Genomic DNA, 11,893 nt, shown 5'->3' with positions numbered 1-11,893 from the left:
ACCATCTCAAGCAGGTGGTTTTTTTTTAATTCATTTGCGTAAGTATTTGCTTACATATATATTTGTAAGCAAATACTTACGTATCAACAATGAACGCAAGAAGAGATGTATTTCAAGCGATTGCAGATCCAACACGAAGAGAGATCATTCATTTATTGTCTGAAGAGCCAATGAATCTGAATGCTTTAGCAGATCACTTCGCTATTAGCAGGCCCGCTGTTTCTCAACAAATCAAGGTATTGGAGGAGTGCGGCATGGTAGAAGTATCGCAAAAAGGGCGAGAACGGTTCTGTCGAATTCAACCTGCAAGTCTTGTTCCTGCATTTCTATGGATCGAGCAGTATCGTAAACTATGGGAAGATCGCATCGACTCTTTCGAAGAATATTTAATGGAATTAAAAGAAAAACAATCAATAAATGCCACGGACAAACGACGCACAAAATAGAACGATTACCATTCAGCGCACTTTGGATGCACCCATAGCATTGGTATGGGAAGCTTGGACAAATGCGGAGCACATCGTAAAATGGTGGGGACCAAAAGGAATAGCAACGAAAATCGTCACCCATGAATTCAAAGTCGGGGGTAAATGGAAATACATAATGGCCATGCCAAATGGTAGAGATTTCATTGCAGAGGGCGAGTACCTGGAAATTGACGAACCAGGTAAATTGATAACAACTGCCAACTTCCTCCCTATGACAGAAGGCGTGACTATGGAAGTTTTGTTAACAGCAAAAGGCGAACAGACAGATTTCACCTTCAACGTGATCCATCCTACGGAGGAGTATAAACTCCAGCAAGAAAAAATGGGTGTTTACAATGGATGGGGATCTGTATTCAATCAACTGGCAGAGTTTCTAGCAAAGAAAATCATACATAAATATCAACAACTAAATAAGAAAGAAAATGAAGACAATGACATGTAAACAACTGGGAGGAGTTTGTGATCTCGAGTTTCATGCAGAAACATTTGAAGACATGGCTGAGCAAAGTAAAAAGCACGGCATGGAAATGTATCAAAAGGGAGACGATGCCCACTTAAAAGCCATGGGAGAAATACAAGAACTCATGCAAGCACCAGAAAAGATGCAAGCTTGGCTTGAAGATAAGCGAAGAGAGTTTGAGGCACTTCCCCAATCCAAACATAAGAGTTAATAGATTGTGTCAGAAGTAGCGGCCGAATACTTCAGTGATTAGGAATCAAAAAGATATATTTGGTTCCTAATCATCATTGACTACATGCTTCTGGTATTTCCCGTATTTAACATCTACGGATCATCTTTGCTTCTTCTGTCCATACAGGGACTTATTTTCAGCTTTCTACTCCTCAAGCGTTACCATAAGCAGAGAAATGCCTCTGACCTCCTTCTTGGTTTGATCCTATTGATCACCTGCTATCATCAGACCACTTACACCATTGGCTTCATGGAATGGTATGATACCTATAGAACCACCAAGGTTAACTATTACCTCATCGATTTCTCCTTGGCGCTAGCCCCCCTCCTCTTTTTCTACATTAAATCCACCATCAAACCTGATTTCAGACTCAGTGAAATTCGACTCTGGCATTTCATTCCAGCAATTATCTACTTCTTAATTAAAGTCTTCATCCTCATTTCAGACTTACAATCAACTGGATTTAATGAAGTACAAAACGGACCTATGGTTATCAACTTTGAATGGAAATATGTCAACCCGTTTCTTTTTCTTTTCCGAACAATTCAGATGTTACTATATCTGGCATTTTCATTCCAGATATTTTTTGATTTTAGAGAGAAGATTAAACACTACTTTGCCAATACCTATAAGCTTGAACTCAATTGGTTGCAAAATTTCTTAGCTGCATATTCATTTCTATACTTATTCTATAGCATTCAAACGGTTGTAAATGAGCTCATCGTTGACTTGAGTTGGATTCAGGAATGGTTGTTTTATCTATCGTCAGGCATAGCGATCATCTATGTCGGTATCAAGGGGTATTTCACCAAAGTAACTGAGCTTAGTAGTATTGATTTCGCATCTTTTGCTGTTCCTGCAAACAAGGAGCATACGCTGATCAAAAGAATCTCCGAAGATAAACTAAGTGCGAGGCAAGCTGACATTAGTAGTTACTTTGCCGAACATAAACCATTTCTTGATCCTGAACTTACGCTTATTAGCTTGTCAGAAAAACTTGACATGTCACGTGAAGAATTATCGGATGTAATCAACCAGGGGTTTGAATCCAGATTCAATGACTTCATCAATTCCTATAGAATTCAAGAGACCAAACGTCTCATTGCTGAGGGAAAGCATAAAAATCTATCGCTTTTGGGGCTTGCATTTGAAGCCGGTTTCAATAGTAAAGCTACGTTCAACCGGGCATTTAAAAAGTCAGAGAATCAATCCCCTTCCGAGTACCTCAATCAATTGAGTAAATAAGGTCTCAATTCATGATTTGATCCTCATTCACATCTTCTGAGACGATTTCCGTTCTGCATACGCTGAGTTTTGAGTCATCATTTAAAACTAAAAACTCATGATACGAATTGTTGAAACTCTCGTAAAAACAAAACTCCAATCGACTAAACTCGGAGATGCAATGGTAGCTATTCCAAGAATTATCTGTGGATTGTTACTTGCCTTTGATTTTGGATCTTCAAAATTTGGAGTACCCTGGTCTTCTAATGATCTTCCATTTCTGGGAATCCCTGAATGGTTTGTTCAAGATGTCGCCACTTTTGGTGGCATTTTCGCATTGACTCCATACTTCTTTGCCTGGATAGCAGCTGCAAGTGAAACCATCGGTGGATTGATGCTTGCGCTTGGTTTGAAAACGCGTGTGGCTTCATTTCTCATCATGAGCACAATGTTTGGAGCTATTTTTCTTCAGCAATGGGGTAATGGTATGTGGAATATGTTACCCGCCGCTGGCTTCCTATGGGTCAGCATGCATAGCCTTGCGATGGGCTCTGGTAGATTTGGATTCGACTATATCATCGCTAAAGTGGTGCAACGCAAAAGGCTCATTCACACTCCCATTGATCAAATTACCCCTTCAATCCCAAAAGTTCTGTCGATTATCTTGATTGCAGCTAGTACACTGGGTACTCATTCTGCGATTGCTCAGGAAAGAACAATTAAAATCTCTGTTGACATGAATCAGGTAACTGAAGTAAACACAGTTGGAGTCAAAGGAAGTATCAGCCCTCTTTCCTCGGACAAAGTCTTTCCACTTTCTGATGAGAATAAGGATGGAATCTACGAGGCTGAAATCACTTTTAACACACCCGCAAGGTATGTTAGGTTCAAATTTGTAAACGGCAATGAAATTGAGCTGGAAGGTTCAGATCGAAGGATTCTTTGGTTCAAAGATGAAATCGTTTCAAAGGCATACGTATTCAACGAATTTCAATATTACTCAGCTGATCAAATCAGTGGATTGGCATATACCGAAAATCAGATCAAAGAAGATATTGAAGTGCTCAGAAAAACGATAGAATACATTCATCCAGCAGTCTACAAATACAGAGATTCAATTGATTTGCAACAAGATTTTGAAGTTCTGGAAAAAGAGATGATCGCTCAACCGAATGTTGTGAATGTGTTCAAGTCTGTTTCAAAGTTTGCTGCTAAAATTAAATGCAGCCACACATTTACAAATCCCTGGAATCAAGGGCCGGATATTAAACAAGCAATTTTTCACCAACCGGATAAACTTCCGCTTACCTTCAAGCGAATAGGAAAAAGGCTATTCATAGACAAGAATGCCTCTGAAAACAACAGCGTAATGCGAGGGGATGAAATCCTCAGCATCAATGGTGTGGAAACAAACGTAATCCTGACAACCTTGGCCCAATATGTTACGTCAGATGGAAACAACTACGAAAAGAAACTAGAACGATTATCTCTAACAGGTAATGAGAAGTTTTCTCTTTTTGACATTTTCTATCCCATTGAATTTGGAAGTACCGATGAATTCCAGCTTACACTCAAAAGTTTTCAAACCAAAGAGGCTTTTCAGGAAACAGTAAAGGCCATTTCTAAAACAAATAGAACCAAAAAACTAAGTGAGAGATATCCAGATGTTGAAACCAGTCTTCGCGATGGATGGAATTTTAGCATATTAAATGATAAGACTGGAATCTTATCCATCAATTCATTTGCGGTTCAGCGAAATGAATTCAACTGGAAACAGCTTATAGATGAGGCTTTTGAAGAATTGAATAACAAGGCCATTCCTAACTTAATAATAGACATTCGGGAAAACGAGGGTGGTCAGGGAGAAGTAGGGGAATACATTCTTGAACGCATCATGAAAACATCGTTTAAAGCCCCAGCGATGAAGTCGTCGGTTAGGTATCTGTCCATACCTGAGCAATTCAAAAAGTATATCAGTACCTGGGCAAAATTTCCTTACGATTTCAATGGAAAAATTGATTCGATAGATGGTGACAGTTATGTGCTTAAAGAGAAGTATTCTGTGGCAGGAAAAACATATAAGCCTAAAAAGAATGGCTATAAAGGAAAGGTGTTTCTCCTTACTTCTGCTGCAAACAGCTCCGCCACACATTTAATGGCAGCTTATGCAAAGCAAATGAATGATGTAACATTGGTCGGTCAGGAAACAGGGGGCAATCAACTTGGAACCAACGGCAGTTTCATATTTTTCTTAAGGCTTCCAAACTCTAGAATAGAAATAGACATCCCCGTCATCAACATGTATGTTCCTCCCGTTTCGGGAGAGGCGAAAGATGCAGGCATAAAACCACACATTTATGTTGAGAAAAATTGGGAAGACCTAGCCAATGGTGTAGACACCGAACTTCAAGCAGTATTGGAATTGATTGGTAAATAAAATCACAGATTAAGTGCGTGCTTCAACTACTTGAAGTGCGCACTAACCATTTCGCCAGTCACCGAATATCCAGTTTCCTGGCGCCTTTTCATCTGCAGACATGAAGAAATCTTCAAAAGCTTTCACAAGCTCTCCTCCACTGATGCGTCCATCACCATTGATATCCAGCTGATCAAAAGCTTTTTTAGCAACCGACATGTATAGGCCATACGCTTTGAACATGTCAATGTATTCACGTTCATCTATGTGACCATCACCATCCTGATCAAACAATGAAAATAGATAAGTTGATGATTGATTGACATAATCATTTGGCTGTGACAGTACAACCTTATCAAAAAATTGAACCCATTCTTCAGGTGCTAGCTCTGCCTCTTCTTTATCAATATCCTTCAGGATTTGCAAGAAAAGACCATGCGCTTTCAATTTTAGTAAGAGGCGTTCCCGGGCATTATCGCTAAAACCGATGATATCACTAATCTTATCACCGACAAGTTCAAAATCGTCTTTTTCAAGAATGCCGTTTCCATTGTTATCAAGAACATTGAAAAAATGAAGCACTTTTTGCTTTTGTAAATCAGTCATGAGGCGGAAGTTTGATGGAAAGTTACTATTTGCTAGCTATATAGCAATTCACTTTCGATTAACCTATAACTTTATTCAAACTAACAATCTAATTGAATAGCTATGGAATTAGGATTTGTTGAAATCATTCTGCTCACCAGTCTCATCAACTCTGTCTTCTTTCTTGGGTTAATCTACTTGAACCCCAAAAGAAACAGTCAGGTTAATCATGCCCTGGCGATGTTTATTTTCTTATCATCGGTCAATTTTGCTAGCTGGATAATTTTACCATATTGGGTGGAAAATTTTGAGTGGATTTGTCTGGATCGTTTTCCAGTTGTGTTCTTCTTAGGTCCCTATATTTATCTTTTTTCCAATGCGCTATTTGGTAGCAACCCAAAAAGCATCAATAAGCATAAAATATTCATTGCTGGATATTTGGATGTATTAATAACCGTTTTGGTTTGGGTCTACATTTATTTCTTTTCCATTTCAGACAAATATGACATTCTATATGATGTTCTTACACTCCTTGTGTATGAATCATTAGCCGTTATTTATACAGGGTACTTCGTCTATAAAGCAATAAAAATATTTCTCAAGGAAAGCACCAATATTTCAAGTCTCAGACATGTGTTTATCGTAATCGTAGTGATCTATTTTTTATGGGTAGGATCTTTTTTAGCTGATTTGGCTGTATACCCCTCTCAACTTCCGGATACAGCATTCTATCCATTATGGATATTGATGGTATACTTAAACTTTTACTTGGCTTATCATTTCATTCTAAACCCAATTAAATCAGTATCTATAATAGCTGCCGATAAGAAGCCCATATCTCCAAAAACTTTGGATTTAGCCTGTAGTCTCAAAGAATTAATGCAAACGGGGAAGCTTTTCCGGAAATCAGATCTTTCACTTGCCATTCTAGCAGCTGAACTCAAGACATCCCCTACCTCTTTAACTCATGTGCTTAAAGAACACTTTAAGCGTAGCTACTACGATTTCATAAACGAACATAGAATATTAGATATCATTGATCGATTCGAAAAAGGAGAGGATAAAAAATTTACGATTAAAACCATTGCTGAAGAGGCGGGCTTTAATTCGAAAACCACATTCATTAAAGCCTTCAAAAAAGAGACTGGAATGCTCCCTAAAGAATACATAAGTTCACTTCAGCTAAAAGGAAGTTCATCTAAAGTTTAATTGAACATCTTGCGTCGATTATAGCTTCTCTATTGCTTATTCACGGGTTTATTTTGAAATAAAACTCATCATGAATAAGTACTTTATTTTCGCAAACTTTATTTTTTGGATAATGATCACCAGCTGTGGAGAAGATGGACCAGCCAACAACACTCCACTATTTAGCGACCGCACTTTTTCGATACCTGAAGAAATTCAAACAGGTGACAGAGTTGGTTTATTGGCCGCATTCGACCCGGATGGAGATCAACTTAGCTATTCCATTATTTCGGGAAACTTAGACAACACCTTCGCTTTAAACACCAGTACAGGTGAGCTAACTATCAATTCAAATGCGAACATTGACTTTCAAACAACTAGCAAATACCAATTGAGTGTTGAGGTAAGTGATGGAAAAGCAATAGCAGCAGCTATCATTACAATCAATGTTGAGGAAGGTAATCGGCCACCCATCATTGATGCACAGACTTTTAGTGTAGCCGAAGATGCGGTAATCGGACTAAGCATTGGGACAATTCAAGCTACTGATCCAAATGGGGGGAATTTGAAATACACGATTCTAAGTGGCAATACAGATGACCTATTTCAGGTCACCTTGAGTAATGGTGAATTAAAGCTCGGCTCTACGTTGAAATTGGATCATGAAACGAAAGACTCCTATACGCTTACCATTTTGGTTGAAGATCCTGCGAAACTCACTTCCTCAGCTCCCATCACCATTGATATTTTAGATGTAGATGAGCCAAACGCTTCCTTCGAGCTTGCCGAAACTAATTTCACCATGAAAGATGGCCTTATAAGAGAATTAGGTATCACGAATGTGAGTGCATTCCACTACGCTAGAACCTATGCTTTGGCTGATGGTGAGTACTCCTTCAGTGAAGCTACTGGCAATTTTGTAGTCACAGGCGGAACGATTGGTGTATTCGGTGTGCTCTTCTCCAAGGGATTATTCTCATTTAACCCTGGCGAATTCATTTATATAGATACCGCAACAACTAGAAGAGAAGATGTCCTTGGGATAGCTTTTATTCATTCAGGCGCCATCATTATCGACGGCAACAACGATGGAAGTGTTAGTATCAACGAAGAAGATATTGTGTACGGCATCACCGGAGGATCAGTAAAAGTGATTCCCAATGGAGGTGGTAATCCAACACTCAACTATAATGTAGAAGTGACCTTATACGATGTGAAATCAAAACAATATATAAACGCGTCAAAGGCCAATCTTCATTTCGAATACACCGGTGATTTTAAATTCAGTGACGAACGAGGAAGAGACCCTGGAAACATTAAACTAGAACAAATCATTGAATTCAAGGACTTGTAAACTTCCAGCTATGAGCAAAGTCGCATTGTATTTAACTATTATGCGGCTTTGTTTTTATCAATTCTTCCATAGCTACCACATACCCCTCAAGTCCCATACCATTGATTGATCCCGCACAAACATCTTTTACATAGCTCGTCTGTCTAAAATCTTCACGCGCTGCAAGGTTGGAGATATGAACTTCAAAAACAGGTGCATCAATTCCAGCAATCGCATCGCGCAAAGCAATGCTCGTATGTGTGTAAGCCCCGGGATTAAACACAATTCCATCATAGCTAAAACCAACCGCATGCAGTTTATCGATCAAAGCACCTTCATGATTGGATTGGAAATATTCCATTGAGTGGCTTTCAAATTGGCTTTTAAGCTCCTCAAAAAAATCTTCGAAAGATTTACTTCCATAGATTTCAGGTTCTCGTTTTCCAAGTAGGTTTAAGTTTGGTCCGTTTAAGATCAGAATTTTCATTGAAATGAAGGATTAGGAGCTAATTTAGATGCAAAAATTATAATCACTTGCCCTGGGATTTATATACCAAGCAATTTAAAAATTATCTGAAGCTTGAACGCTCGCTAGCAAAAAACTCAGTGGACGCTTATATCGCCGATATTTCGAAGCTGAGGCAATTTTTTGAGCTAAAAGCAAGAGACACCTCTCCTACTAAAGTCATTCAGCAGGATCTCATCGATTTTCTGGAATTCATCAATGAGCTAGGAATGTCAGCATACACACAAGCTCGTATGGTTTCAGGGCTAAAGTCTTTCTTTAGGTTCCTCATATATGAAGAAGTGATTACGAAAGACCCCTCAGAATTACTTGAAGCTCCCAAACTTGGACGTAAGCTCCCAGATACACTTGACTTACCAGAAATAGAACAACTATTCGAGGCTATTGACATGTCCACACCGGAAGGCACAAGAAATCGGGCGATGCTAGAAACACTTTACAGCTCCGGCTTACGTGTTTCTGAGCTCATCAACTTGAAAATCAGCAACATTCACGAGGATATTGGTTTTTTACGAGTCATTGGAAAAGGTAGCAAAGAGCGCCTCGTACCAATAGGTCGTTCGGCTTTGAAACACATCAAGATATTTAGGGACGAAATAAGGGTTCATATTGATGTGAAACAAGGTTTTGAGGATCATTTATTCGTAACCAAACGAGGGAAGGCGATCAGTCGCGTAATGGTGTTCATGGTGATTAAAGATCTGGCCGTTAAAATTGGTTTGAAGAAAAACATCAGTCCACACACATTTCGTCATAGCTTTGCAACTCACCTGATCGAAGGAGGTGCCGATTTACGTGCCGTGCAAGAAATGTTGGGACATGAATCCATCACCACGACGGAAATCTACACACACCTTGATCGGGATTATTTGAAACAAGTAATCACCCAATTTCATCCGAGAAGCTGATGTATAACCTCTTGAAACCAATACTCTTCCTCTTTTCACCTGAAAAGGCTCACAAAATCACAACCGGTTTACTTCACATTGTTTTAAAACTTCCGTTAGGCAAGTCTCTCATCAAAGGAATGTTCAATTTTGAAGACCAACGTTTAGAACGGGAGGTATTTGGGTTAAAATTCAAGAATCCAGTAGGTCTGGCTGCAGGCTTTGACAAAAATGCCGAACTGATAGATGACTTTTCAAATCTTGGATTTGGCTTCATTGAAATCGGCACACTTACGCCAAAAGGTCAGCCTGGTAATCCTCAACCTCGCCTTTTTCGACTTCCTATGGATGAGGCATTAATCAATCGCATGGGTTTCAATAATGAAGGCGTTGAAGACGCTGTTCAGCGATTGAAGAATCGAAAGTCAGACATAATCGTTGGCGGCAACATCGGGAAGAACAAAGTCACTCCCAATGAAAATGCGTTAAATGACTATCGCATTTGTTTTGAAGAATTGTTTGATTACGTCGACTATTTTGTCGTAAATGTAAGCTCTCCAAACACGCCCGGCCTGAGAGAATTACAAGAAAAAGAGCCCTTAATGAAATTATTAAAGGCCCTGATGGAAGATAATGCCAAAAAGGAATCCCCTAAACCACTCCTACTAAAAATTGCCCCAGACCTAACTGAATCTCAGCTTGATGATATCATTTCCATCACGAATGAGGTGAATCTCGATGGATTAATCGTATCCAATACCACCATCGATCGGTCAAATTTAAAAACCAGCACAGAGAAAATAGATGCAATTGGAGCCGGTGGACTAAGTGGCAAGCCAGTATTCAAAAAGTCCAATGAGGTTTTAAAATATATCAGAAAACACCTTCCGAATGTTCCCATCATTGCAGTGGGTGGTATACATTCAGCTCAAGATGCTATTGATAAAATACAAGCTGGAGCCACACTGGTTCAGATTTATACAGGATTAGTATATGAAGGGCCCGCATTGATCCGTAAAATCAATGCAGGCCTTGCGAATACGCTTCCAACAGATTGAAATCTGTTATTTACCAATGATTTGACCCAGCAGTCTTCCGAAGGTTCTAAAGCCGCTTGCATGGTCTTTAGCCTCTTCCAAAAGAATGGTTAGCGAAGATTTATCATACCATACGCCATCCTTCATAACCCCAGCCGGAACCTTCAATGTAGAGACGTCCAGCAACGGGTTCTTTTCCAGTAAAATCAAATCAGCATCCATACCTATCTCCACAGCCCCTTTAGCATGCTCCATTCCAAGGGCTTTCGCTGAAGCAACGGTACCACTATATAGAACTTCATAAGTAGTCAATCCACTTTCGATCATAAGTGCAATCTCCTCATGGAGCGTAAACCCTGGAATCGTGAGGTTTGGACCTGTATCTGTTCCCAGCAATATGGACACGCCCTCTTCACGAAAATCCCTAACAATCCACTGAAGGATATCATACTTTAAGCGTACGTTGCTGTTGTCTTCAAGCTCAACCCAGTCTTTCAACTGCTTTTTACCTATTGTTCTCATCAATGGGTTTATGAAGTACAAAGAATCTTCATCATAAATCTTTTCTCCTTTAAGGGTCGCATCAACAATGCGCTTATAAACCGCGAGTGTTGGAGTGAAATAAATATTGTTCTCTCGGATTTTTCTAGCGATCTCACGAGACCTACCTTCATTGTACTTATAATTCAGCAGAGCTTGCAATACTTCTTCAGCATGCTCTATGGATACCATCCCTGATGAGACCAACGTATCAATGCCAACTTCATATGAAGGATGCCCCGCTATCGTAAGTCCCAATCGATTAGCCTCCTCAGCTATTGCTATCAATTGTTCATGATTAATACCATCATATATCTTGATAAAATCATAGCCTTTCTCAGCATACTTCCTAACTGCCTTTTTCGCTTGTTCTGCTGTTTTTACCACCTTATGAAATGGGCCTGTGTTTTTACCATTATTCAGCGTAGGGCTCGCTGTATAAATGGTTGGTCCTGGGTATTCGCCATTTATTACTTGCTCTCTCCAACGAAGATGCATGGACATGCCCATCATATTTCTCACGGTGGTCACCCCGTTTGCCAAATAAAGAAGTAGATCCGATCGATCGAACAAATGGGTATGCATATCCATGAGACCAGCCATCAAAAACTTCCCTTCCCCGTCAATGACTTCATAGCCTTCATCAATTTCAGTTTCTACATCATTGATGGAAACAATTTTTCCATCGTTAATAAGAACAGTCTTTTTTTCAGAAACGAATCTGGAGGTTTCAGTCACCAGTGTAGTGTCAGCAATAAAGTCTAATGGAGATGTATTCAAAGTGATTATGGAAACTCCAGTAAAAGCATACTTCTTCTTTTGCAAGGTCAGTGGGCTCTTCCCAAAATCAAATGCCCCAAGAGGTATTGAAAGTGCAGTGATAAATAGTAAAGTGAATATGAGTTTAAAAACCCAGGCAAATAACTTTTTTGGTTTCATCATTTTTTTATGGCAATGATGAGAAGTAACAAAAGCTA

The 11,893-nt window shown here is 39.4% G+C and carries 12 protein-coding genes; 9 read left to right on the top strand and 3 right to left on the bottom strand.

What is annotated here, in order from left to right; translation table 11 throughout:
- The first annotated feature begins 89 nt into the window (after window positions 1-89).
- From ABJF57_RS16575 to ABJF57_RS16555, 5 genes are all read left to right on the top strand, one after another.
- Window positions 90-446: an ArsR/SmtB family transcription factor gene (locus ABJF57_RS16575; protein WP_462232449.1), complete on the top strand. Its 357-nt coding sequence runs from the start codon at window positions 90-92 to the stop codon at window positions 444-446.
- A complete protein-coding gene (locus ABJF57_RS16570) occupies window positions 418-930 on the top strand; it encodes an SRPBCC family protein (protein WP_462232448.1) in 513 nt (170 codons plus the stop codon). The genes ABJF57_RS16575 and ABJF57_RS16570 overlap by 29 nt, the downstream gene beginning before the upstream one ends.
- Entirely contained in the window at window positions 911-1,159 is a 249-nt protein-coding gene (locus ABJF57_RS16565) for a DUF1059 domain-containing protein (protein WP_462232447.1), read from the top strand. Before ABJF57_RS16570 ends, ABJF57_RS16565 begins: the two co-directional genes overlap by 20 nt.
- 84 nt (window positions 1,160-1,243) lie before the next feature.
- Window positions 1,244-2,425, top strand: coding sequence for a helix-turn-helix domain-containing protein (locus tag ABJF57_RS16560; RefSeq protein ID WP_462232446.1), 1,182 nt, complete (start codon window positions 1,244-1,246; stop codon window positions 2,423-2,425).
- Window positions 2,426-2,522: 97 nt separating this feature from the next.
- Window positions 2,523-4,841 carry a S41 family peptidase gene (locus ABJF57_RS16555; RefSeq protein WP_462232445.1) on the top strand — a complete coding sequence of 773 codons (2,319 nt, stop codon included), beginning with the start codon at window positions 2,523-2,525 and terminating at the stop codon, window positions 4,839-4,841.
- A gap of 42 nt (window positions 4,842-4,883) precedes the next feature.
- Here ABJF57_RS16555 and ABJF57_RS16550 read toward each other — a convergent pair whose 3' ends face one another.
- The gene (locus ABJF57_RS16550; RefSeq protein WP_462232444.1) at window positions 4,884-5,426 is read right to left on the bottom strand and encodes an EF-hand domain-containing protein; all 543 of its coding nucleotides are present in this window, start codon (window positions 5,424-5,426) and stop codon (window positions 4,884-4,886) included.
- Window positions 5,427-5,528: 102 nt separating this feature from the next.
- On the opposite strand from ABJF57_RS16550, the gene ABJF57_RS16545 reads away from it, so the two are divergent.
- Together ABJF57_RS16545 and ABJF57_RS16540 are read left to right on the top strand one after the other, a co-directional pair.
- Window positions 5,529-6,614 carry a helix-turn-helix domain-containing protein gene (locus tag ABJF57_RS16545; RefSeq protein ID WP_462232443.1) on the top strand — a complete coding sequence of 362 codons (1,086 nt, stop codon included), beginning with the start codon at window positions 5,529-5,531 and terminating at the stop codon, window positions 6,612-6,614.
- 70 nt (window positions 6,615-6,684) lie between these two features.
- Complete coding sequence (locus ABJF57_RS16540; RefSeq protein WP_462232442.1) at window positions 6,685-7,947, top strand: cadherin repeat domain-containing protein; 1,263 nt, start codon at window positions 6,685-6,687, stop codon at window positions 7,945-7,947.
- Between the two features lie 31 nt (window positions 7,948-7,978).
- Here the strand turns inward: ABJF57_RS16540 and aroQ are convergent, their stop codons facing one another.
- Window positions 7,979-8,413 carry a type II 3-dehydroquinate dehydratase gene (gene aroQ, locus ABJF57_RS16535; protein WP_462232441.1) on the bottom strand — a complete coding sequence of 145 codons (435 nt, stop codon included), beginning with the start codon at window positions 8,411-8,413 and terminating at the stop codon, window positions 7,979-7,981.
- A gap of 47 nt (window positions 8,414-8,460) precedes the next feature.
- Between aroQ and xerD the strand changes: the two genes are divergently transcribed.
- On the top strand, window positions 8,461-9,360 hold the full coding sequence (gene xerD / locus ABJF57_RS16530) for a site-specific tyrosine recombinase XerD (protein ID WP_462232440.1): 900 nt from the start codon (window positions 8,461-8,463) through the stop codon (window positions 9,358-9,360).
- Window positions 9,360-10,397, top strand: a complete 1,038-nt coding sequence (locus tag ABJF57_RS16525) for a quinone-dependent dihydroorotate dehydrogenase (RefSeq protein ID WP_462232439.1) — start codon at window positions 9,360-9,362, stop codon at window positions 10,395-10,397. The genes xerD and ABJF57_RS16525 overlap by 1 nt, the downstream gene beginning before the upstream one ends.
- 6 nt (window positions 10,398-10,403) lie before the next feature.
- Here ABJF57_RS16525 and ABJF57_RS16520 read toward each other — a convergent pair whose 3' ends face one another.
- Entirely contained in the window at window positions 10,404-11,858 is a 1,455-nt protein-coding gene (locus ABJF57_RS16520; RefSeq protein ID WP_462232438.1) for an amidohydrolase family protein, read from the bottom strand.
- Window positions 11,859-11,893: the final 35 nt, after the last annotated feature.

The organism is Ekhidna sp. (genome assembly GCF_039940915.1).
Taxonomy (GTDB): Bacteria; Bacteroidota; Bacteroidia; order Cytophagales; family Cyclobacteriaceae; genus Ekhidna.
This window is presented reverse-complemented; position numbering and strand designations above follow the sequence as displayed.

What these genes read in the sequence shown, in the direction of transcription:
- ABJF57_RS16575 (WP_462232449.1), top strand. Translation starts at nt 90, where the DNA reads ATGAACGCAAGAAGAGATGTATTTCAAGCGATTGCAGATCCAACACGA.
- ABJF57_RS16570 (WP_462232448.1), top strand. Translation starts at nt 418, where the DNA reads ATGCCACGGACAAACGACGCACAAAATAGAACGATTACCATTCAGCGC.
- ABJF57_RS16565 (WP_462232447.1), top strand. Translation starts at nt 911, where the DNA reads ATGAAGACAATGACATGTAAACAACTGGGAGGAGTTTGTGATCTCGAG.
- ABJF57_RS16560 (WP_462232446.1), top strand. Translation starts at nt 1,244, where the DNA reads ATGCTTCTGGTATTTCCCGTATTTAACATCTACGGATCATCTTTGCTT.
- ABJF57_RS16555 (WP_462232445.1), top strand. Translation starts at nt 2,523, where the DNA reads ATGATACGAATTGTTGAAACTCTCGTAAAAACAAAACTCCAATCGACT.
- ABJF57_RS16550 (WP_462232444.1), bottom strand. Translation starts at nt 5,426, where the DNA reads ATGACTGATTTACAAAAGCAAAAAGTGCTTCATTTTTTCAATGTTCTT.
- ABJF57_RS16545 (WP_462232443.1), top strand. Translation starts at nt 5,529, where the DNA reads ATGGAATTAGGATTTGTTGAAATCATTCTGCTCACCAGTCTCATCAAC.
- ABJF57_RS16540 (WP_462232442.1), top strand. Translation starts at nt 6,685, where the DNA reads ATGAATAAGTACTTTATTTTCGCAAACTTTATTTTTTGGATAATGATC.
- aroQ (WP_462232441.1), bottom strand. Translation starts at nt 8,413, where the DNA reads ATGAAAATTCTGATCTTAAACGGACCAAACTTAAACCTACTTGGAAAA.
- ABJF57_RS16525 (WP_462232439.1), top strand. Translation starts at nt 9,360, where the DNA reads ATGTATAACCTCTTGAAACCAATACTCTTCCTCTTTTCACCTGAAAAG.
- ABJF57_RS16520 (WP_462232438.1), bottom strand. Translation starts at nt 11,858, where the DNA reads ATGATGAAACCAAAAAAGTTATTTGCCTGGGTTTTTAAACTCATATTC.